The following is a 20731-nucleotide window of genomic DNA, read 5'->3' as shown; positions in this document are numbered from 1 at the left end:
TTGAAGTGAAATTGATTACGCCAGTGGCTATGGAAGAAGGCTTGCGCTTCGCGATTCGCGAAGGCGGTCACACGGTGGGTGCCGGCGTTGTTACCAAAATTATTGAGTAACACAACTGTACTTAACTGACGGTTTACGCACAAGGGATAAGAAAGAAATTTCTTATCCCTTGCTCGTTATACGGGCAACCATTTTCCATATTTGGCTAAATTTGTGTTCCCTTGCCTCTCGGCGTACCTTACAGTACTTCCTCGGGCAACTGGCAACGCAAATTTAGCGCAAATCTGAAAAATCAGCCAATGCTATGCAAAGTTATTCTAACCTGCACGGCACCTGAATAACGGCTGTTGTTATCTTACGATTCACGCACAAGGGACGAAAAATTTTTCGTCCCTTGTTGCTTTTTAGGATAAACAATTTTTCAAAAGGTTTTCCTTACTTTTTGTGCCGACAAAAAGTAACAAAAAACTCGCCGCTCGGGCTCCATAAAAAGCAGTTCTCGGCGGGAAATTTTATAACTCGCTGTGCTCGGACAATAAAATTTCTCATCCGCAAAGAACGCTTTTTATAAGCGGAGCAAAGGGCGGCAAAACAGCTAAAATGGCGTTTTTTCAAGTTGAAATAATGCCCTTATTATTGGGGGGTTTTGCGCGTTTGGTAAGATTAATTAATCCGACTAATATTCGACCCCTAGACTTACTAAAGATTTACAGATATCTTTGCCTTGTTCTGTGTCTGCGGAGCAAACTAAACAGTTTTCTCCGTCGTAAGAAGAAGGGTAGCATCGAAATAAAGAGTAAAGGGTTTCCTCGTCTATGTTTCCCGTGCATTTCTCTTTACATCGGAATGCAGTTGCGCCTGTGTTATCATCTTTGGTCAAATAGAGAAAGTTGTTTGTTACATACATAGGGCCACAACACCCCGAATCCTTCCAGTAGCCGCCAGATAAAGAAATATCCCAGTTTTCTGGATATGCATATATCTCGTCGGTGCCATAAACACCACTACTTAACATAGTTGTTTCCACAGCATTGACAATGCTGTTGGTAATAGAAAGCGCCTCCGTTGCGCGTGCCTTTTCCACCGCTTTTTGGTATTGCGGCAACGCTACAGAGGCCAAAATCCCGATGATGAGTACTACTACCAAAAGTTCAATCAACGTAAACCCTTGGCGAAGATTTAATGTATAGCTGTTGTTCATAAAGGCTCCTTGTTGTCTTTGGAACCCGAACAAAAACGGCTGTTCATATTGCGCCAGAGCAAGTACCGCAAATATAAACAGCCGTAGTCTGCCGCCACTCGGGCGGCAAACATTCGGCACAAGACAGAGGGGTTATAAGGCCCTCAGTCCTGCGCCTCTAATCGGCTGTTTTTGGACTTGCTCTGGATTACTTTATGTAATGCCGCCGTGTTCTGCACACGGTTCCAAAAACAGATAAAATTGTGTACTACGGTTCTATTATAATAAATTTGGCGGGAATATAGAATTTGATATAATATCCTATACCACGGAGGAACCGAAATATGAATATCAAACTGTTGGGGTTATTGGGCGCGGCCGTGTTGTTCGCCGGATGCACCAAAACGGCGGAAGTGAAAACTCCCGTCAATATGAAAGCTAAAAATTACGCCGAAGCGTTGCGGTCGGCCGATAAGTCCTGCAAAGTGGACGAGGACTGCACCTCGGTCAATAAGGGCTGCTGTCTGTGCCACGGCAACGAAGCCGTAAATAAAGACGCCGCCGCGGCGTTGAAGCCGATATGGGAAAAAGAATGTGCCCTGGCCGCCTGCACGCTGCAGATGTGCTATGTGGAAATTAACACTTCGTGCCAGCAGGGTGCCTGTGTGGGCACCCCCAAACCGATGAAAGAGTATTTTGCCCAATAAGGGAGGATCTGTATAAATGAAAAAAGCGATTCTTTTGATTATTTGCGCCGCCGCTTTGGCCGCGTGCTCTTCGGCCCCCAAACGCGCGGGCATTAACGCCGTTCCGGCCAAAGTAACCAAGGCCATTGCCAAAGCCGATAAATCCTGCACCGTGGACGCCGACTGTGCGGCCGTTCAGAAAGGCTGCTGCATGTGCGCCGGCTACGAAGCCGTAAACAAAGCCGCCGCCGAAAAAGTGCAGTCCGTGTGGAACGAGGAATGCCAAATGGCTCCCTGCACCCGCGAAATGTGCTATGTGCAGATTACGCCCAAATGCGAAAACAATGTCTGCACGGGCGAGCTGATACTGCCCAAAGGCCGCAATTAAGTTTTTCCAGCCAAAAGCCGGCTCCTGAAGGGGGCCGGCTTTTTTGTCGGAAAACCCGCCGGAGTGGGGAAAACCCGCCGCCGGACAAGTTCCCAGCCGCCCGGGGCGCGGACCGTCATCGCCGCGCTTTACAATACAGGGCGGATATTATACAATATATATAAGCGAATTTAAGGCGGCCATACGAGAACGCGGTAAGGTGAAATCCGTCAGTAAATGTATGGCGCAAAAGCCCGCTAATTTAGTATAATAAAATGTACTGAATTAGAAGTAAGGCAGCAAATTCCTAACCGGCTCGTCGAGAGAGAACGACCCGGGGAAGGGATTTCTGCCGAATAATTTTTTTGTAAAAAACATTTAAGGAAACCAAAAAATGGCAGAAAAAACAGAAAAAAAGGCTAAAGTATTGAGCCAGGAAAGAATCCGCATTAAATTGCGTTCTTACGACCATCGCATGTTGGACGCCTCTGTTTCCCGCATTGTGGAAACCGCGCAAAAAACCGGCGCCATCGTGGCGGGTCCTGTTCTTCTACCGGTCCGGATTAAAAAGTACACCGTGCTTCGCTCTCCCCACACCGATAAGAAAAGCAGAGAACAATTTGAAATGCGCATTCACAAAAGACTCATTGATCTGAAAAGTCCCACCTCTAAGACCGTAGACGAACTGATGAAGCTTGACTTACCGGCCGGCGTAGATGTGGCAATCAAAAGCAACTAATAGGAAACCCTAAGAGATATGACAGAAGAACTTAACCAAGCTGCTGGTGCCCAAGAGGCAACGCCCGTTGCTGAAACGGCCAAAGCAGAAACTGTCAAAGAAGCTCCGGCTACGTTCCGTTTTGTAATCGGCGAAAAAGTGGGCATGACCCAGCTCTTTGATGAAAAAGGCAACCTTCACGGCGTCTCCGTTGTAAAAGCGGGTCCGTGCAAAGTTGTACGTGTCAGAACCCAGGAAAAAGACGGCTACAACGCCGTTTGCGTGGGTTTTGGCGAAGTGAAAGAAAGCAAACTTAACAAACCTGAACTCGGTTATTTTAAAAAAGCCAGCGTAACGCCGGTCAAACACATGAAAGAATGCCGTGTTGCCGACGTGAACGGTTTTGAAATCGGTCAAGTCATTTCACTCGATAAAATTTTTAAACCCGGCGATTATGTTGACGTGCAGGGAAAAACCAAAGGCCACGGCTTTGCCGGCGCGATGAAACGCCACGGCTTTGCCGGTCAGCCTGCCTCCCACGGCGCCTCCGACAGAGAAAGAGCTCCGGGTTCCTTGGGCTCCCGCCGTTCCTTGGGTAAAGTGCTTTCCGGTCAGCGCATGGCCGGTCATTACGGCACCACCACCCACACCGTAGCCAAGATTGAAGTCATCAAAGTGGATAACGAAAACGGTCTCTTGTTCCTCAAAGGCTCCGTGCCGGGCGCGAGAGGCTCCATCGTTTCCGTCTTGGAAACTTCCAAATACAAAAAACACTATGTGGCGCCCCAGCAGCAGAAAGTGTCTGCTTCCAAAGCCGCCAACAAGAAGTAAGGACTTTGACCCATGGAAACTAAAGTTTTAGATATCAAAGGAAAAGAAAAAGGGACCTGCGCTCTGCCGGACAGCTTGTTCGCCGTCAAAGCCAACCCCACCTTCCTGCATGAAGTCATCACCGCCTTTTTGGCCAACCAAAGAAGCGGCACCGCTGACGTGAAAACCCGCAGCGAAGTTTCCGGAACCGGCAAGAAACCGTGGAAACAGAAAGGCACCGGCCGCGCCCGTCAGGGCAGCCTGCGCGCCGTTCAGTTCCGCCACGGCGGCGTCGCTTTTGGTCCCACCCCGCACTCCTATCGTCAGGAACTGCCGGCCGCCAAAAGAAGAACCGCCCTTGCGATGGCGCTTTCCACCAAGCTCGCCGAAGGCAACCTGGTTGTCTTGGAATCTTTGACCTTCAAAGAACCCAAAACCAAAGCTTTCGCCGAAGTGCTGGAAACCCTGTCCGCCGGCCGCAAACCGTTAGTGCTTGACAATTTCGCCGACGCCAACGCCGCGCTGGCCTGCCGCAACGTAGAAGGCCTTACGCATATGCCGACGCAGGACATCAACGCCTATGTGGTGCTCAACAGCTCCAAAGTCATTCTGACCAAAGACGCCGTTGAAAAACTATGCGAAACCTTCGCCAAGGAGGCCAAATAATGTCCCGCACGTACGAAACCTTAAAAAAGCCCCTTTTGACCGAGAAAAGCCTCATTGAAAGAGACACGCATAACCGCTACGGTTTTGTGGTAGCGAAAACCGCGTCCAAGGGCGAAATTAAAACCGCGGTGGAAAAAATCTTTAACGTAACCGTTACCAAGATTAACACCATTTCCGTCACGGGCAAGACCCACCGGATGGGTCGCTTTGAGGGCAAAAGACCTGATTACAAAAAGGCTTTTGTTACCTTGAAAGAAGGCGATAAAATTGAAGTGGTGGAAGCCTCTTCAAAGTAGCTGAAAGGAGAAACTACTAACTATGCCTATTAAGACATTTAGACCTTACACCCCTTCCCGCAGAACGATCACGGTATCGGATTATTCCGACATTACCAAGACCACTCCCGAGAAGAGCCTGACCAAAGGTCTGCGCAAAACCGGCGGCAGAAACAACACCGGTATGATTATGGTGCGCCACATCGGCGGCGGCCACAGACGTGCTTACAGACAAATCGATTTTAAAAGAGAAAAATACGGCATTCCCGCCAAGGTCGTTTCCATTGAATACGATCCGAACAGAAGCGCGCGTATTTGCCTTTTAAACTACGCTGACGGCGAGAAGAGATACATCCTTCATCCGCTCGGCGTGCAGGTGGGCGATGTACTTATGTCCGGCCCGGCCGCAGATATTAAAGTGGGTAACTGCCTTGCTTTGAAAAACATTCCCGAAGGTACTTTTATCCACGCGATTGAGCTTAAAGTCGGCAAAGGCGCGCAGCTCGCGCGCAGCGCCGGCAGCCAGGCTCAGCTTATGGCCAAAGAATCGGACTACGCCCATATCAAAATGCCGTCCGGCGAAATCCGCCTGGTCCCTAGCGCCTGCTGCGCCACGATCGGCCAGGTCGGCAACGTGGACCACGGCAACATCGTGATCGGCAACGCCGGCAGAAACAGACACCGCGGTGAAAGACCTACCGTCCGCGGCAGCGCCATGAACGCAGTAGACCACCCGATGGGCGGCGGCCGCGGACACGGTAAAGGCGGCAACATTCCGCGCTCTCCCTGGAACCAGCAGACCCGCGGTCTGAAAACGCGCTCCACCAAGAAAGCGTTTGGCTGGATGATTGTCAGCGACAGAAGAAAAAATAAGGCTAAGTAATTATGGGAAGATCAACTAAAAAAGGTCCGTTTGTAGATTTAAACTTATTGGAAAAAGTTCAGGCGATGAACGCTTCCAATGAAAAGAAACCTATCAAGACGTGGGCAAGAGCCTGCACCATCGTGCCGGAATTCGTGGGACACACGTTCCTCGTGCATAATGGCAGAAAATTTCTTCCCATTTACGTTTCCGAAAGAATGGTAGGATACAAGCTCGGTGAATTTTCGTTCACCCGTTTGTTCAAAGGTCACGGTGGCATGACGAAAGATTCCACCGCCCTGAAATAAGAGTTGAGGATTTGATATGGAAGCTTGTGCAAAAGCTAAATTTCAACGCTTTGGCAGCCGCAAGGTGAACCTGGTCCTGGATCAGATCCGCGGTAAAAACGTGAAAGCGGCGGAAGACGTTCTTCCGTTCGTCGCCAAACGCACCGCTGACCTGGTTGCCAAGACGCTTCACAGCGCCGCCGCCAACCTGGAAGTTAAAGCTGGTAAAAAGCTGGATTTGGGCAAGGTCTTCATTAAAGAAGCGTTTGCCAATCTCGGCCCCAGCAGCCACTTGAAAAGAGTGCAGCCCGGCCCGCAAGGCCGCGCGATGCCTTACAAAAAGAGCATGTGCCATCTGACTGTTATCGTTACCGACGAAAAAAAGGGAGGTCGCTAATTTATGGGACACAAGATTCATCCCCGGTCAATTAGATTAGGTTATATTCAGGACTGGCGCTCCAGATGGTTCGCCCCCAAGAATATGCCGGCGCTGATTATGGAAGATTTCCAGATCCGCAAAATCATTGACGACAAATTCAAAATGGCGGCCGTCAGCTACGTCGGCATTGAAAGAGCCGGTGCGTTCCTGCGCATTAACGTTCACACCGCCCGCCCGGGCGTGGTGATCGGCAAAAAAGGCGCCGACATTGAAGCTTTGAGAAAGGAAATTGAAGCCCTTACCGGCAGCAAAACTTTCGTCAACGTAATTGAAATCAAAAATCCGGAAACGGACGCCCAGCTGGTTGCCCAAAACATCGCTATGCAGCTTGAAAAACGCGCGCACTACGGCGCCGCTATCAAGAAAGCGATTGAAAAGGCCCTGTCCGGCAAAGCGCTCGGCATTAAGATTATGGTATCCGGCAGACTCGGCGGCGCGGAAATCGCCCGCACCGAGTGGAAACGCGAAGGCCGCGTTCCGCTGCATACCCTGTGCGCCGATATTGATTACGGCTTCACCGAAGCCAATACCATCAGCGGTAAAATCGGCATTAAAGTCTGGATTTTCAAGAGAACCCACTTCGCCAAATCTCCCAAAGAGATTATGAACGAACTCAAGAAACATCGCGACATGGAAAGCGGTTCCAACGAAGGCGCGGCGGAAGTTGCCGCTGCCCCGGCCGAGGAAACCAAATAGAGGACTTTGACATATGTTGATGCCTAAAAGAGTTAAATATCGCAAACCCTTCAGCGCTCCGCGCATTAAAGGCAACGCCAAACGCGGTGCGGAAGTGGTGTTCGGCGAATTTGGGTTGAAAGCTTTGGAGCCCAAATGGATTACCGCCCGGCAGATTGAAGCTGCCCGTATCACCTTGTCCCGTTTCATCAAGAAAAAAGGCAAATTGTGGATTCGCATTTTCCCGGACAAAGCCATCACGAAACACCCCGCCGAAACCCGTATGGGTAAAGGTAAAGGCGCGCCCGAATACTGGGCCGCGGTCGTGAAGCCCGGCAGAATTTTGTTTGAACTGGAAGGCGCTTCTCTCGAAGACACCAAGAGAGCCATGCGTTTGGCTTCCGACAAACTGCCGATTAAGACGAAACTGGTAACCAGAAGGTAGTTTATGAAGACGAACGAAAAAGAAGCTTTGAAAAACAAAACGTTGGCCGAACTGAACGAAGCGCTCGGCAAAGCCCAGGAAAAGAAGTTCAATCTTCTTTTCAAACACAGCACCACCCCCATCGCCAACCCGATGGAAATCAGAGCTGTAAGACGCGAGATTGCTCTTCTGCAAACGCTGATCAACCAGAAGAAAGAGCAAAAATAGAGGTTTGAAACATGGAAAATCAAGAATCCCGTGCTAAAAGAAAAGTCCTCACCGGTGTGGTTGTTTCCGACAAAATGAACAAAACCCGCACCGTGACGGTGGAACGCCTGGTCCATGACGACCGCTATGGCAAGACGCTCAAAAGAGCGGCCAAATTCCACGCGCACGACGAGGCCAACGAAAGCAAAATCGGCGACAAAGTGGAAATCATGAGCACCCGCCCGGTTTCCAAAACGACGAAATGGCGTGTTTCCAAGATTGTGGAAAAAGCCAGAGCTTAGTTTTTTAAAACTACGGAGTTATTAAAGTATGATTCAATTAAGAAGCATAGTCAATGTGGCCGACAATTCCGGCGCGCGTAAAGTGCAATGCTTTAAAGTGCGCGGCGGCCACCACCGGGATATCGCAACTTTGGGAGATGTCGTGATGTGCTCCGTCAGAGATGCGATCCCTACCTCCGCCATTAAGAAAGGCGACGTGGTCCGCGCGGTAGTCGTTCGCGTAGCCCGCGAAAGAAGAAGAAAAGACGGTTCCTATATTCGCTTTGATGACAACGCTGTCTGCATCATCAACGATAACGGCGAACCCAAAGGCACCCGTGTGTTCGGTCCTATTGCCAGAGAACTCAGAGAAAAGAACTTTTTAAAGATCATTTCCCTGGCTCCTGAGGTGGTATAAGTATGATTATTAAGAAGAAAGATACCGTTTTGGTGCTGTCCGGCAAGGACAAAGGCAAGAAAGGCGAAGTGAAATCGGTCAATCCGGCCAAGAACAAAGTGGTTGTGTCCGGCGTGAACATGATTTCCAAACACGTGAAACCTTCCCAAGACAAGCAGGGCGGCATTGTGCAGATGGAAGCGGCGATGGACGCGTCCAACGTAGCCATCATCTGCGGCAAATGCAAAAAAGCCATGACGCCTAAGATGCAAATTTCGGCCGACGGCAAAAAAACGCGCGTCTGCCGCAAATGCAACGAGCCGATCATTTAATCTAGGTAAAAGTTAAAATGACTAAGAAAGAAACTAAAAACGTAACGAAGGCGCCCGAAGGCTATCAGCCGAAACTGCAGGCCCTTTACAAAGAAAAAGTGCTTCCGGCCTTGCTCAAAGATATGGGCGTAAAAAGCCCGATGGCCGCGCCGAAACTGACGAAAATCGTCATCAACATCGGCGTGAAAGAAGCCCGCGAAGACATCAAAGCGATGGAAATCGCCAAAGAAGATTTGAGCGCCATTGCCGGACAGGCCGCCCAAGTCAGAAGAGCGAAAAAATCCATCTCCAACTTTAAGTTGAGAGAAGGTATGCCCATCGGCGTGCGCGTAACGCTGCGCGGCGCGAAGATGTATGAATTCATGGAACGCTTCATCACCATCGCCTGCCCCCGCATCCGCGACTTTCAGGGTTTTAACCCGAGCTTTGACGGAAAAGGCAATTTGAACCTGGGTATTAAAGAACATTATATTTTCCCGGAAATTGATGTGGAAAAATCACCCAAAGCCCACGGTATGAACATTACGTTCGTCACCACGGCCAGCAACGACGAAGGCGGCCGCCTGCTCATGGATTACATGGGTATGCCCTTCCGCAAATCGGCTAAATAATAGGAGCAAAAAAACTTTATGGCTACTAAAGCATGGGTTGCAAAAATGGCTAAAGACCAAAAGTTCGCCGTGCGCTACCACAACAGATGCCAAATCTGCGGGCGCGCGAGAGGTTACTACCGCGACTTCGGTCTCTGCCGTATCTGCCTGAGAAAAATGGCACACCAGGGTCTCATCCCGGGTCTTAGAAAATCGAGCTGGTAATTACAGGAGGAGGTACCTTTTTCGGGCCAACTCCGCAAAACGGAAAGTGGCTTGGAAGGGTAGCCTATAGAAATGGATCCAATCGCAGATTTCTTAACCAGAATAAGAAACGCCAATATGAAAAAGAAAGAAAAAGTGGACATCCCTTTTTCTAAAATTAAAACCGAAATTGCGCGCATCCTGAAAGAAGAAGGATACATCGCCAATTTCAAAGCCGTCCACAACGAAACCAAGGGCGGCGTGGTAAGAGTGTTTTTGAAATACACGCCTGAAAACGAATGCGTAATCCAGGGCCTCAAAAGAGTGTCCAAACCGGGTTCCCGCGTTTACAGCGCCTACAACAATATTCCTAAAGTTCGCGGCGCTTTCGGCATTTCCATTCTTTCCACTTCCAAGGGCCTTATGACCGACGCCCAAGCCAAAGCCGAAAAAATCGGCGGCGAGCTGTTGTGCCAGGTCTGGTAAGGGGGAATTATGAGCAGAATCGGTAAAAAAATCATCAATATTCCCGCTGCCACCAAAGTGGAAATTAAAGAAAACGTGATTACCGCCACCGGCGCGCTGGGCACTTTATCCTACGTCATCCCGGAAGGAATCACCCCGAACCTGGAAGGCGCCGTTTTGACGTTCTCCATCCCGGAAACCCGCTGGAAAGAACTCAACGCCCTTCACGGCACCACCCGCGCCAACGTCTCCAACATCATTGAAGGCGTAACGACCGGTTTCACCAAAGTGTTGGAAATCAACGGCTTGGGTTACCGCGCGAACGTGGCGGGCCAAAAACTTAATTTGGACCTGGGTTTCTCTCACCCCGTCAATTTGGATATCCCCGCCGGCCTTACGGTTGCGGTGGATCCGAAATCCGGCGCGGTAACGATTAAAGGCAGCGACAAGTTCCAAGTGGGCGATTTCGCGGCCAAAATCAGAAGAATCAGACCTCCGGAGCCCTACAAAGGCAGCGGTATTAAATACCAGGGCGAACATATTGCCCGCAAAGCCGGTAAAACTGCGGCGGGAGGCAAATAATTATGGCCACTAAACAAGAAAGATACCAATACAGAAAGGACCGCAGCCGCGGCCACCTCTTGAAAAACGGTGCGCATCGCCCGCGCCTTTCGGTGTACAGAAGCTTGAAATATATCTATGCCCAAATCATTGACGACAATAACCACAGCACCTTAGTGTCTGCGACCACGTTGTCCAAAGAATTTGAAGGCAAGTTTGACACCTCCGCCAAGAGCGTAGAAGCCGCCAAAGCTTTAGGCGCGGCCATCGCGAAGAAAGCGCTTGAAAAAGGCATCACGGAAGTGATGTTTGACCGCGGCGGACGCGTGTACCACGGCAGAATCAAAGCGCTTGCGGATTCCGCCAGAGAAGCAGGATTGAAATTCTAAGGTCACAGGTGAATTTAATGTCCAATGAAACGCTAGTAAAAAGCGATAACAAAAAAGAAGCGAAAGGCAAAAGAGCCGAGTTTCAAAAAGCAAGACCGCTCGCCGAAGGCAAGACGACGGTCATCCACGTAGCCAGAACGGCCAAGGTAGTCAAAGGCGGTAAACGCTTTGGCTTCCGCGCGCTCGTCGTGGTCGGAAACGGCATGGGCAAAGTGGGCGTTGCTATTGGCAAGGCGAATCAGGTTCAGCTGGCTATCGCCAAAGCTGAATCCCACGCGAGAAAGCACATGATTACGTTCCCGATTTCGGGCGAAACCATTCCGCACGAAGTCATCGGCAAGTTTGGCGCCGCTTCCGTTTGGATGAAGCCCGCCGCCCCCGGTACCGGTGTAATCGCTGGCAGCGGTGCGCGCCTCTTGTTTGAAGCTGCCGGTATTAAGGACGTCCTGGCCAAGAGCCTGGGCAGCTCCAACCCGTGCAACCTCGTGTACGCGACGATGGAAGCTTTCAAACAGCTTAAAAGCAAAGAAGCGGTGAACGTCATCCGCGGCAAGGCTGAAAAAGCCGCCGCCGAAGCCCCGAAAGCTGAAGTGAAAGCCGAAGCCGCCAAGGCCGAATAGTTTTGTGGAGAGAATAAAATGGTAACTTTGAATAAACTTTTCCCTAAACACGGGTCTAGAAAAGAAAAAAGACGCTTGGGCATCGGCCCGGGTTCCGGTCTGGGCAACTACTGCACCAAAGGCATGAAAGGCCAGACCTCCCGCTCCGGCAACAGCCGCAAAGAAAGCAAAGAAGGCGGTCAGATGCCTCTTATCCGCCACACGCCGAAAAGCGGTTTTTCCAATAAGGATTTTGCCAAACGCTACGATTACGTCAACGTAGGCTCCCTGGAAAAAGTGTTTGCCGCGGGTGCGGAAGTAACCCCCGAAGCTTTGAAAAAAGCGGGCGTCATTCACGACGCTTCCCGCGTGAAAGTGCTGGCGAACGGCGCTTTGACCAAAGCTTTAAAAGTGTCTGCCCACGGTTTTTCCGCCACCGCCAAAGCGGCGATTGAAAAAGCCGGCGGCACCGTAACCGTTATTGAACAGAAGACCAAATAATGGCTAACAACACAGTTGCAAATATCTTTAACGCTCCCGAACTCAAGAAGAGACTTCTCTTCTTGATCGGGGCGTTGGCCGTTTTCCGGATTGCAGCTGCAATCCCAATACCCGGTATCAACACCGACGTTTTGAAACAAATGTTTGCCGCCCACCAGAACGGTATTCTCGGTTTTATGAATATCTTTTCCGGCGGCGCTTTGGGCAAATTCTCGATTTTGGCCCTGGGTATTATGCCGTACATCAACGCGTCCATTATTATGGGCCTCGTGCGCGGAGCGCATATTTTCCCTGCGCTTGACAGAATGCATAAAGAGGGCGAATCCGGCAGAAGAAAAGAAAACCAGATTACCCGTATTTTTGCACTGTTCCTGGCTGTTTTGCAAGGCGCCATGATGACGTTCGCCATCACGAAAGTGGAAGGCGCGGGCGGCGTTTCGGCGGTAGTCAATCCGTCTTTTATGTTTTTTGTCACCACCGTACTGACCCTGGCGGCCGGTACGATGTTTGTCATGTGGCTTGGCGAGCAGATTACGGAAAAAGGGGTGGGTAACGGTATTTCGCTCATCATTTTTGCCGGCATCGTGGACCGCCTTCCCGGCGCGATTATGGAAGTGGTGCACCGCGTGCAGACGGACGAAATGGACTTTTTCATGGCGCTCGTCATTTTCGGTGCGGCCGTTGTCATTACCGCCCTGGTGGTGTGGCTGGAAACGGCCCAGCGCCAAATCCCGGTCCAATACGCCAAACGCCAGGTGGGGAACAAAACCTACGGCGGGCAGACCAGCTATTTGCCGCTGAAGATTGATCAGAGCGGCGTAATCGCGGTAATCTTTGCCTCGTCCGTTATCTCCCTGCCGCTGACGATTGCCAGCTTTAATCAGGAAGCTCCCTGGGCGCAGAAACTGTTGGAATCCATGAACCACAGCAGCGTGCTGTATATGGTGCTGTTCTCCGCGCTGATTATTTTCTTCTGTTATTTCTACAATTCTATGACGATTAACCCGTCCGATTTGGCTGATAATATGAAGAAATGGGGCGGCTTCATTCCCGGCATCCGCCCGGGCGAACCGACGAAAAATTACATTGAATGGGTAATGAACCGCCTAACGTTCTGCGGCGCGATTTTCGTCTGTTTGATTGCTGTTCTGCCGGACTTTTTCCGCGCGGAATTTAACGTAGACTTTTACTTCGGCGGTACGGCCTTGCTGATCGTCGTCGGCGTCGCGTTGGATACCGTCGGCCAGGTCCAGGCGCATCTGCTGGCCCGCAACTACGAGCCGCTGATGAAAGGCAGCAAACGCATTAAAGGCCGCTGGTTCAACGTCGGACAGTAATTTTACGGATTTTGGGGCATTTCTTTGTTGTGCGCCCTTTCCCCGGCAGTAAGTATGCTTTAGGGGCGCACACGCAGAATTGCCCGCAAAATCCTAAAAATTATTCAATCAACAAAGTTGTTCTTTCCAGAATTTTTAACAAATTATTTTGCGTTTGGCTCTTACGGGGGCTAAACGCAAAGTTGTCTGTAATTAAAAAGGCAGGTTTTTTACGTGAATATCGTTTTGATGGGCTGTCCCGGTGCCGGCAAAGGCACCCAGTCGGCCAAACTGCAGGATACATTTCATTTAAAGCACATTTCCACGGGGGATGTGCTCCGCGCGGAAATCGCTTCCGGCTCCGATTTAGGCAAACGCATCGCCGGAATTATTGACAAGGGCAACCTGGTGCCGGACGAGCTGATGATTTCCATGCTGGAAAACATCGTAAAAGCGACGGACAAAGGCATTATTTTTGACGGGTTCCCGCGCACCGTGGCGCAGGCCGAAGCGCTTGACGCGATGATGAAACGGCTGGAGCGCAGCATTACGGCGGTCATTATGATTGATTTGCCGGAGAGCGAAGTGGTCAACCGCATCGCTTCGCGCCGCCAGTGCGGCAAATGCGGCGCCATTTTGCATATAACGCCCGGCACGCCGGCCAATAAATGCCCGGTCTGCGGCGGCGAACTCTATACGCGCCCGGACGATACGCCCGAACGCGTGAAGCACCGTTTGGAAGTATACCACACGGATACGCTGCCGGTAAAAACCTATTACCAGCGCAGCGGCAGCTATGTGGAAATTAACGGGGACCAAACCCCGGAGAAAGTTTTTGAAGACATCGTCAATGTCCTTAAGAAGGTAAAATGATTGAAGTAAAAAACGACAGCGAACTCCAAAAAATGCGTGAAGCGGGGAAAGTTACCGCGGCGGTCCTTAAACTGATGACCGAGCTGGTAAAACCCGGCGTTTCTACGTGGGAATTGGATGCCGCGGCCGAGAAAACGATTCGCTCCTTCGGGGCGACGCCGTTGTTTCTGGGCTATTACGGGTTTCCGGGCAGCATCTGCGCTTCGGTAAACGAAGAAGTCGTGCACGGAATCCCAAAAAAAGATAGAATATTAAAGAGTGGTGATATTATCAGTATCGATACGGGAGCCCGCCTTGACGGCTTCTGTTCGGATGCCGCAATCACCCTCGGTGTGGGAAAAGTTTCTGATGAAGCCCAAAGACTGATGGACGTTACCAAAAAGTCTTTATTTAAGGCAATCGGGCAAGTCAAACCGGGCAATCGCTTAGGCGATGTACAGCACGCGGTGGAAACTTTTGCCAAATCTAACGGTATGGGCGTAGTACGCGATTATTGCGGGCATGGTATCGGCCGCAATATGCACGAGGAACCCAGCATTCCGAATTTCGGAACGCCGGGGACGGGGCCTCTTCTGGAAAAGGGAATGGTCCTGGCCATAGAGCCCATGCTTACTGCGGGAACATTCAGAGTCAGGGAGTTGAGTGACGGATGGACCGTCGTGACCAGAGACGGCAGCCTGGCTGCCCACTTTGAACACACGGTGGCCGTTACGGCTAACGGCAGCGAAATTTTCACTGCCTTTGAATAAAATTCGGCCGCGCATTTTGAATAAAAATGGCGCGGGCGGACGTTTGTTCTGAGATTTAATCCGAACTCGGAGTTGTATGAGCGATAAAATCGAAATTGAAGGTAAAGTCTTGGAATCTTTGCCCAACGCGATGTTTAAAATTGAAATCCCGGGCGGCAAAGTCATTCTGGGGCATATATCCGGCAAAATGAGAGTTCATCATATAAGAATTCTTCCGGGCGACAAGGTCAGGCTGGAGCTTTCTCCGTACGATTTGACCCGCGGCAGAATAACTTATAGGGAGAAATAAATGAAAGTTAGAGCCAGTGTTAAAAAGATATGTCAGAAATGCAAAATCATTAAACGCAACGGCGTAGTCCGCGTGGTTTGCGAAGTCGCGAAGCACAAACAGCGCCAAGGTTAATTTACAGGAGTTTTATAAGATATGGCTAGAGTCGCAGGTATTGATTTACCGAAAAATAAAAGAATAGATGTCGCGTTGGAATACATTTATGGCATCGGCAAGAAAAACGCGAAAGAAGTGCTTGCCAAATTAGACGGCCAGATTGATCCCGCCACCCGCGTGAAAGACTTGACCGAACAGCAGGCCGGTTTGCTCAACACCATTTTGCAGAAAGATTACAAAGTGGAAGGCGAACTGCGCCGCGAAGTGGCGCAGAACATTCACCGCGCCATTGAAATCGGTTCCTACAAAGGGCAGCGCCACCGCCGCAACCTGCCGGTCCGCGGACAGCGCACCAAAACCAACAGCAGAACCCGCCGCGGCAGAAGAAAAACCGTGGGTTCCAAAACCAAATAATTTTAGAGATTAGGAATTTAAACATATGGCAGAAGAAAAAGTGACAACGGCCCCGGCGGCGAAAGCTCCGGCGGCGAAAGGAAAGAAGAAAAACGCCAAAGCGCCGGTTTTCGGCGTGGTGCACATTTATTGTTCGTTCAACAACACCATCGTAACTGTTTCGGACGACAAGGGCAACACGATTGCTTGGTCCACCGCGGGTTCCCACGGTTTTAAAGGCACCAAGAAAAGCACTCCGTTTGCCGCGCAGATTACCAGCAACAAAGCGGCCGAAAAAGCCGTGGCCATGGGCATGCGCGAAGTGGCTGTAAAAGTTTGCGGTCCGGGCCAGGGCAGAGAAACCGCCGTGCGCGCCGTACAGCAAGCCGGCCTTACCGTGTCTTCCATTAAAGACATCACCCCCATCCCCCATAACGGATGCAGACCGCCCAAAGCCAGGAGAGTATAAGATTTATGTCTAGATATACAGGACCCAGCTGCAAAAAGTGCAGAAAATTAGATTGCAAACTTTTCTTAAAAGGAACCAAATGCTACACCAACTGCGTCATTGACAAGTTGGCGGCCGTGAAAGTGCGCGGCGCGAAAGCCGGCGGAAAAATGAGAAGAGCCAAAGTATCCGAATACGGCATTCGTCTGCAGGAAAAACAGAAAGCCAGATTGCAGTCCGGCATGTCGGAAATTCCGTTCCGCAATATGTTTGACGCCGCCGCCAAGGCCGAAGGCCAGACCGGTGAAAATTTCTTGCGCAAACTGGAAACCCGCTTGGACAACGTCGTGCGCCGCTTGGGTTTCGCCGTTTCTTTGAAAGCCGCCCGCCAGATTGTGCTGCACGGATATGTTACCGTTAACGGCAAAGCCGTCAACGTGCCTTCCTACCAGCTGCGCATCGGCGACAAAGTGAGCTTGGATAAAGCCTTGGCCGAAAACGTCCAGGTCAAACAGGGTCTCACCGAAGCTGAAAAACGCAACCAGCGGCCCAGCTTTTTGGAATACGACGCGGAGAAAATGACCGGTAAACTCTTAAGATGGCCCGACAGAGCGGAAATGTCCTACCCTGTCAACGAGCAGCTCATCGTCGAATACTATTCTAAATAGTTTGGAGGCTTACAATGGCTTTTAACGAATTAGTCCTTCCCCAGAAGATTCAATTGGAAGAAAAAACCGCGTCCGACTTTTACGGTAAGTTCATCGCCGAGCCTTACGAGAGCGGTTACGGGCACACGGTGGGCAACTCCCTGCGCCGGATTCTGCTTTCCGGCATGGAAGGCGCCGCCGTTACCGCCGTCAGAATCGCGGGGGCCGTACACGAATTCAGCACGATTGCGAACGTTCGGGAAGACGTTATTAACATTTTGCTCAATTTGAAACGCCTGCGCGTTAAAATGGAAGGCAAAAACCGCGAATACTTGCAGCTTCACGCCGTGAAACCCGGCGTGGTAACCGCCGCTGATATTGAGGAAACGGACGGCGTGGAAATCGTCAATAAAGACCTGGCCCTGGCCACTTTGGAAGTGGGCGGCAGCCTGGAAATGGAAATTGAGATTTCCCGCGGCAAGGGTTACGTACCCGCCGAAGATTTGGCCAAAATCCAGCGCCCGGCCGGTTTTATTCCGGTGGACGCGCTCTTCTCGCCGATTGTGAAGGTTCACTATGACGTGGAACCTGCCCGCGTCGGCCAGAAGACGGACTATGACCGCCTGATCCTTGAAATCACCACCGACGGAACCCTGGCCCCGGCCAGAGCGCTCCACCGTGCGGCGGTGCTCCTGTCCAATTCTTTGCACATTTTCACGATTGAAGGCGAAGACGACTGCGTGGCCACCACCAGCGACGAAGCAGTGGAAGAACCCGTCTCCATGACCGGTTCCGTCGCCGGCGCCAGCGTCAATTCTAAATTTGATGAACTGCTCAACCAGTCCATTGAGTTTATTGAACTGTCTTCGCGCTCCATCAACTGCCTCAAGTCCGAAAACATCAACACGGTGCGCGACTTGGTGAAAATGACCGAAGACGACTTGAAAATGATCAAGAACTTCGGCGCCAAATCAATGGACGAGATTAAAGAAAGACTTGCCGAGATGAAACTTTCGCTCGGTATGAAAATTTAAGGAGTAAGTTTTAGTATGATTAAGAATACCGGATACAGAAAGCTTGGCAAGACTGCGTCCCACCGCAAAGCTATGCTCAACAACATGGCCACCAGCATCATCCTTCACGAAGAAGTGAAAACGACGCTGCCCAAGGCCAAAGAAGTAAGACGCGTGGTGGAAGGGCTTATCACCCTGGCCAAAGCCAATAACGAGCGCGCCGCCAAAGACACCTTGAAAGATGCCGCGGCCGTGAAAAAACTGTTTGAAGTGCTGGCCGCCCGCTACGCCAACCGCGCCGGCGGTTTCTGCCGCATTTACCGCGCGGGGCTTCGCCAGGGAGACAATGCCCAGGTGGCCATCGTCAAATTGGTTGAATAGGTGAACAATTATGGTAATAGACTATCTTGGGGGCCTGTTCTCTTCTGACTTAGGGATGGACCTTGGCACGGCCAACTGTCTGATCTACGTCAAAGACAAAGGCATTGTCCTGCGCGAGCCGTCCGTCGTCGCCGTGGAAAGAGAGACCGGCGAAGTCAAGGCCGTAGGCGCCAAAGCCAAGCAGATGCTTGGCAGAACCCCCGCTAACATTGTGGCCGTGCGCCCGATGAAGAACGGCGTGATTGCGGACTTTGAAGTTACGCAGGAAATGATTCGTTACTTCATCCGCAAGGTTCACAGCAGAAGCAGTCTGTTACGTCCCAGAATTGTCATCGGCATTCCCTCGGACATTACCGGCGTTGAAAGACGCGCGGTGGATGACGCCGCCCGCCAGGCGGGTGCGCGCGAGGTCTATTTGATAGAAGAGCCCATGGCTTCGGCCATGGGCGCCGATTTGCCGATTGCGGAACCCCACGCCAGCATGATTGTGGACATCGGCGGCGGCACGACGGAAGTGGCCGTCATCTCCCTGGGGGGGATGGTGGTCGCCAAATCCATTGACGTGGCCGGCGACGAACTGACGGAATGCATTGTGCAGTATTTCCGCAAAAAATACAACCTCATCATCGGTGAAACGACGGCTGAGGAAGTAAAAATCAATTTGGGTTCCGTCTATCCGTTAAAGGAAGAAAAATCCATGGAAGTGAAAGGGCGCGACCAGACGCAAGGTCTGCCCCGCACGCTGACGGTAACTTCGGAAGAAATCCGTCAGGCTCTGATGGAGCCGGTGCGCCTTATCATTGACGTCATCAAGAGCACCCTGGAGGAAACTCCGCCCGAACTGGCCGCGGACCTGGTGGACAGAGGCCTGGTTGTGGCCGGCGGCGGCAGCCTGTTAAGAGGCATTACCGAGCTTATCCGCAAGGAAACGGACATTCCCGTTCACCGCGCCGCGGACCCGCTTAGCTGCGTGGCCCTGGGCACGGGCAAGTTTTTGGAACAGTTGAACGAAAAAGGGTCCCGCTTCTTCGGCTCCCGCGGTAAATCTTTCTAGTTTCGGCTGCTGAAAAATTTAGAGCGGACACAGTTCTTTTACAGGGACCGTGTCCGCTTTTTGTTTTTTTATCTTTTATTACCGGCCCGGCGGTTGCGGGGCCGCGCGGCGGGCCCCGGCCCGCATGACCCGATTTGAACGTTCCGGCGGCCCTGCGCCCGGCCGGCACGGCGTGAATTTTTAGTATATGTTATCCATTAAAACCAAGTCTTCCAAAAAACGCGCGCCCGGCACGCGCAGACGCTTTTTGCTGCCGGCAACGTTTTTACTGCTTTCATTTTTGTTAATGATTCTGCCGCTGGAAGGGTTTGTGTCTTCCGTCAAAGCGGTGCTGGCGTATGTGTTTATCCCGCAGGTGCGCCTGGCGCACGGCACGACGAAATACGCCGAGAATGTGTACGAAACCGTCCGGGAATTGCTGGACGCCCACCGCGAAAACCGCGAACTCAAACAAGAAATTGAGATGACCAAACTGCTTGCCTCGCAGGCGGAAGCCATTTTGGACGAAAACGGCCGCCTGAGCGAAATTTTAAACTTAAAAGCCGCGCGCCGCTGGAAAGGCGTATGGGCGAAAGTGGCCTACCGGGAGCCGACGCAGTGGAATACCGTAATTATTGATAAAGGGCTCAAGGACGGCATCCGCGAGCGCAGCGCGGTGATTTCTATGGAAGAAGGCAAAGAGGCGCTGGCGGGCGTAGTGGTGGAGACGACGGAAAACACCTCCAAGGTGCTTTTGGTGCGGGATGAGGATTTTTCGGCCGCCGTATATCTGGAACGCGGGCAGGAAGAAGGCCTGCTGACGGGCAACGGGCCGCGCCCCGTGCGCATTAAATATATTCCGCTGCTGACGCAGGTGGAAAAAGGCGATAAAGTGTTTACCGCCGCCACCAGCAGTATTTTCCCCGCCGGAATTTTGGTGGGCGAAGTGAGCGGCGTGCGGGAAGACGAAAGCTTCCAGACGGCGCTTACCGTCAATGTGGAGCCGCAGGTGCGTTCCGCGGCGGTAAAAGAAGTGTTCGTAATTTCGGACGACGGGGGCGGGAGATAATTTATGTGGAGTTTTGTGAAACTGGTTTTTCTGTTTGTGCTGGCTACGGTTTTTCACTGGGCGTTTGCTTCCGGTTTTTCGCTTTGGGGGATGGGCGTGAATATGATGCTGGTGTTTGCGGTGGCGTTCTGCGCCGTATTAAAACCGGTCTGCGGTTATCCGGCGGCGTTTGTCTGCGGGCTTTTTTTGGATTTTTTCGGCACCAAGCTTTTCGGCAACAACGCGTTTACGTTCACCGTGGCCGCCTGCGTGGTGTACGGCCTGTCCGAACGGTTTGATTTTGACGGTATTTTCCCGCAAATGCTTACCGTGTTCGGCCTGACGTTTTTAGTCGGCGCGCTGAACAGCGTGCTGATTTGGTGGTTTGCGTCCGCGGTGGTGTGGCCCGGACTGTGGAGTTTGCTCGGCGGCGCGGTGGTGAGCGCGCTGTTGGCGCCGGGCGTATTTTGGCTGGTGCGCCGGACGCTGGGCAAAGGCGCCGTATGCAGGCCGGTATAAAAAGCCTGCGG

General features: G+C 51.6%; 36 protein-coding genes and 1 pseudogene. 36 read left to right on the top strand and 1 reads right to left on the bottom strand.

Annotated features, from left to right (window positions below):
* Positions 1-110, top strand: a pseudogene (locus ACQY36_RS02905) (elongation factor Tu); the annotation flags it as partial.
* A 566-nt stretch (positions 111-676) separates the two neighbouring features.
* Here ACQY36_RS02905 and ACQY36_RS02900 read toward each other — a convergent pair.
* Positions 677-1201 (bottom strand): pilin, encoded by a 525-nt coding sequence (locus ACQY36_RS02900; RefSeq protein WP_428077616.1) that lies wholly within the window; start codon positions 1199-1201, stop codon positions 677-679.
* A 323-nt stretch (positions 1202-1524) separates the two neighbouring features.
* On the opposite strand from ACQY36_RS02900, the gene ACQY36_RS02895 reads away from it, so the two are divergent.
* From ACQY36_RS02895 to mreD, 35 genes are all read left to right on the top strand, one after another.
* A complete protein-coding gene (locus tag ACQY36_RS02895; RefSeq protein ID WP_428077614.1) occupies positions 1525-1887 on the top strand; it encodes a hypothetical protein in 363 nt (120 codons plus the stop codon).
* A 16-nt stretch (positions 1888-1903) separates the two neighbouring features.
* Entirely contained in the window at positions 1904-2254 is a 351-nt protein-coding gene (locus ACQY36_RS02890) for a hypothetical protein (RefSeq protein WP_428056869.1), read from the top strand.
* A 373-nt stretch (positions 2255-2627) separates the two neighbouring features.
* Complete coding sequence (rpsJ, locus tag ACQY36_RS02885; RefSeq protein WP_428056871.1) at positions 2628-2972, top strand: 30S ribosomal protein S10; 345 nt, start codon at positions 2628-2630, stop codon at positions 2970-2972.
* An 18-nt stretch (positions 2973-2990) separates the two neighbouring features.
* Positions 2991-3782, top strand: coding sequence for a 50S ribosomal protein L3 (gene rplC, locus ACQY36_RS02880; RefSeq protein ID WP_428056873.1), 792 nt, complete (start codon positions 2991-2993; stop codon positions 3780-3782).
* Between the two features lie 12 nt (positions 3783-3794).
* Positions 3795-4427 (top strand): 50S ribosomal protein L4, encoded by a 633-nt coding sequence (rplD, locus tag ACQY36_RS02875; RefSeq protein WP_428077612.1) that lies wholly within the window; start codon positions 3795-3797, stop codon positions 4425-4427.
* Positions 4427-4723, top strand: coding sequence for a 50S ribosomal protein L23 (locus ACQY36_RS02870; RefSeq protein WP_428071181.1), 297 nt, complete (start codon positions 4427-4429; stop codon positions 4721-4723). The genes rplD and ACQY36_RS02870 overlap by 1 nt, the downstream gene beginning before the upstream one ends.
* 22 nt (positions 4724-4745) lie before the next feature.
* Complete coding sequence (gene rplB, locus ACQY36_RS02865) at positions 4746-5585, top strand: 50S ribosomal protein L2 (RefSeq protein ID WP_428071183.1); 840 nt, start codon at positions 4746-4748, stop codon at positions 5583-5585.
* Positions 5586-5587: 2 nt separating this feature from the next.
* Positions 5588-5872, top strand: coding sequence for a 30S ribosomal protein S19 (rpsS, locus tag ACQY36_RS02860; RefSeq protein ID WP_177746033.1), 285 nt, complete (start codon positions 5588-5590; stop codon positions 5870-5872).
* 16 nt (positions 5873-5888) lie between these two features.
* Complete coding sequence (gene rplV / locus ACQY36_RS02855; RefSeq protein WP_428056876.1) at positions 5889-6248, top strand: 50S ribosomal protein L22; 360 nt, start codon at positions 5889-5891, stop codon at positions 6246-6248.
* A gap of 3 nt (positions 6249-6251) precedes the next feature.
* Entirely contained in the window at positions 6252-6986 is a 735-nt protein-coding gene (gene rpsC, locus ACQY36_RS02850; RefSeq protein ID WP_428056878.1) for a 30S ribosomal protein S3, read from the top strand.
* Positions 6987-6999: 13 nt separating this feature from the next.
* Positions 7000-7410 carry a 50S ribosomal protein L16 gene (rplP, locus tag ACQY36_RS02845; RefSeq protein ID WP_428056880.1) on the top strand — a complete coding sequence of 137 codons (411 nt, stop codon included), beginning with the start codon at positions 7000-7002 and terminating at the stop codon, positions 7408-7410.
* Positions 7411-7413: 3 nt separating this feature from the next.
* Positions 7414-7617 (top strand): 50S ribosomal protein L29, encoded by a 204-nt coding sequence (rpmC, locus tag ACQY36_RS02840; RefSeq protein WP_087289324.1) that lies wholly within the window; start codon positions 7414-7416, stop codon positions 7615-7617.
* A gap of 11 nt (positions 7618-7628) precedes the next feature.
* A complete protein-coding gene (gene rpsQ, locus ACQY36_RS02835; RefSeq protein ID WP_428056882.1) occupies positions 7629-7898 on the top strand; it encodes a 30S ribosomal protein S17 in 270 nt (89 codons plus the stop codon).
* A gap of 28 nt (positions 7899-7926) precedes the next feature.
* Entirely contained in the window at positions 7927-8295 is a 369-nt protein-coding gene (gene rplN, locus ACQY36_RS02830; protein WP_428056884.1) for a 50S ribosomal protein L14, read from the top strand.
* Positions 8296-8297: 2 nt separating this feature from the next.
* Positions 8298-8606 carry a 50S ribosomal protein L24 gene (gene rplX, locus ACQY36_RS02825; RefSeq protein WP_428056886.1) on the top strand — a complete coding sequence of 103 codons (309 nt, stop codon included), beginning with the start codon at positions 8298-8300 and terminating at the stop codon, positions 8604-8606.
* A gap of 17 nt (positions 8607-8623) precedes the next feature.
* Entirely contained in the window at positions 8624-9217 is a 594-nt protein-coding gene (rplE, locus tag ACQY36_RS02820) for a 50S ribosomal protein L5 (protein ID WP_428056888.1), read from the top strand.
* A gap of 18 nt (positions 9218-9235) precedes the next feature.
* Complete coding sequence (locus ACQY36_RS02815) at positions 9236-9421, top strand: type Z 30S ribosomal protein S14 (protein WP_087289315.1); 186 nt, start codon at positions 9236-9238, stop codon at positions 9419-9421.
* Between the two features lie 72 nt (positions 9422-9493).
* Positions 9494-9886 carry a 30S ribosomal protein S8 gene (gene rpsH, locus ACQY36_RS02810; RefSeq protein ID WP_428056890.1) on the top strand — a complete coding sequence of 131 codons (393 nt, stop codon included), beginning with the start codon at positions 9494-9496 and terminating at the stop codon, positions 9884-9886.
* A 9-nt stretch (positions 9887-9895) separates the two neighbouring features.
* Positions 9896-10447, top strand: coding sequence for a 50S ribosomal protein L6 (gene rplF / locus ACQY36_RS02805; protein ID WP_428056892.1), 552 nt, complete (start codon positions 9896-9898; stop codon positions 10445-10447).
* A 2-nt stretch (positions 10448-10449) separates the two neighbouring features.
* Positions 10450-10815, top strand: a complete 366-nt coding sequence (gene rplR / locus ACQY36_RS02800; RefSeq protein WP_428056894.1) for a 50S ribosomal protein L18 — start codon at positions 10450-10452, stop codon at positions 10813-10815.
* Between the two features lie 17 nt (positions 10816-10832).
* Positions 10833-11435, top strand: a complete 603-nt coding sequence (gene rpsE / locus ACQY36_RS02795) for a 30S ribosomal protein S5 (RefSeq protein WP_428056896.1) — start codon at positions 10833-10835, stop codon at positions 11433-11435.
* A gap of 18 nt (positions 11436-11453) precedes the next feature.
* On the top strand, positions 11454-11915 hold the full coding sequence (rplO, locus tag ACQY36_RS02790) for a 50S ribosomal protein L15 (protein ID WP_428056898.1): 462 nt from the start codon (positions 11454-11456) through the stop codon (positions 11913-11915).
* A complete protein-coding gene (gene secY / locus ACQY36_RS02785) occupies positions 11915-13252 on the top strand; it encodes a preprotein translocase subunit SecY (protein ID WP_428056900.1) in 1338 nt (445 codons plus the stop codon). The genes rplO and secY overlap by 1 nt, the downstream gene beginning before the upstream one ends.
* A 213-nt stretch (positions 13253-13465) precedes the next feature.
* Complete coding sequence (locus ACQY36_RS02780) at positions 13466-14104, top strand: adenylate kinase (RefSeq protein WP_428056902.1); 639 nt, start codon at positions 13466-13468, stop codon at positions 14102-14104.
* The gene (map, locus tag ACQY36_RS02775; RefSeq protein ID WP_428056904.1) at positions 14101-14853 is read left to right on the top strand and encodes a type I methionyl aminopeptidase; all 753 of its coding nucleotides are present in this window, start codon (positions 14101-14103) and stop codon (positions 14851-14853) included. Before ACQY36_RS02780 ends, map begins: the two co-directional genes overlap by 4 nt.
* 76 nt (positions 14854-14929) lie before the next feature.
* On the top strand, positions 14930-15142 hold the full coding sequence (infA, locus tag ACQY36_RS02770) for a translation initiation factor IF-1 (RefSeq protein ID WP_428056906.1): 213 nt from the start codon (positions 14930-14932) through the stop codon (positions 15140-15142).
* On the top strand, positions 15143-15256 hold the full coding sequence (gene rpmJ, locus ACQY36_RS02765) for a 50S ribosomal protein L36 (protein ID WP_177746066.1): 114 nt from the start codon (positions 15143-15145) through the stop codon (positions 15254-15256).
* 21 nt (positions 15257-15277) lie between these two features.
* A complete protein-coding gene (gene rpsM, locus ACQY36_RS02760) occupies positions 15278-15652 on the top strand; it encodes a 30S ribosomal protein S13 (RefSeq protein WP_428056908.1) in 375 nt (124 codons plus the stop codon).
* A 25-nt stretch (positions 15653-15677) separates the two neighbouring features.
* Positions 15678-16100, top strand: coding sequence for a 30S ribosomal protein S11 (rpsK, locus tag ACQY36_RS02755; RefSeq protein WP_428056910.1), 423 nt, complete (start codon positions 15678-15680; stop codon positions 16098-16100).
* Between the two features lie 5 nt (positions 16101-16105).
* Positions 16106-16747 carry a 30S ribosomal protein S4 gene (gene rpsD / locus ACQY36_RS02750; protein WP_428056912.1) on the top strand — a complete coding sequence of 214 codons (642 nt, stop codon included), beginning with the start codon at positions 16106-16108 and terminating at the stop codon, positions 16745-16747.
* 14 nt (positions 16748-16761) lie between these two features.
* Entirely contained in the window at positions 16762-17760 is a 999-nt protein-coding gene (locus tag ACQY36_RS02745; protein WP_428056914.1) for a DNA-directed RNA polymerase subunit alpha, read from the top strand.
* A 15-nt stretch (positions 17761-17775) separates the two neighbouring features.
* The gene (gene rplQ, locus ACQY36_RS02740) at positions 17776-18120 is read left to right on the top strand and encodes a 50S ribosomal protein L17 (protein ID WP_428056916.1); all 345 of its coding nucleotides are present in this window, start codon (positions 17776-17778) and stop codon (positions 18118-18120) included.
* A 10-nt stretch (positions 18121-18130) separates the two neighbouring features.
* A complete protein-coding gene (locus tag ACQY36_RS02735) occupies positions 18131-19174 on the top strand; it encodes a rod shape-determining protein MreB (protein WP_177746080.1) in 1044 nt (347 codons plus the stop codon).
* A 187-nt stretch (positions 19175-19361) separates the two neighbouring features.
* Positions 19362-20222: a rod shape-determining protein MreC gene (gene mreC, locus ACQY36_RS02730; protein WP_428077609.1), complete on the top strand. Its 861-nt coding sequence runs from the start codon at positions 19362-19364 to the stop codon at positions 20220-20222.
* A 15-nt stretch (positions 20223-20237) separates the two neighbouring features.
* Positions 20238-20720, top strand: coding sequence for a rod shape-determining protein MreD (gene mreD / locus ACQY36_RS02725; protein WP_428077607.1), 483 nt, complete (start codon positions 20238-20240; stop codon positions 20718-20720).
* Positions 20721-20731 lie beyond the last annotated feature (11 nt).

The sequence above is a fragment of the Candidatus Avelusimicrobium alvi genome (assembly GCF_958451995.1).
GTDB lineage: Bacteria > Elusimicrobiota > Elusimicrobia > Elusimicrobiales > Elusimicrobiaceae > Avelusimicrobium > Avelusimicrobium alvi.
This window is presented reverse-complemented; position numbering and strand designations above follow the sequence as displayed.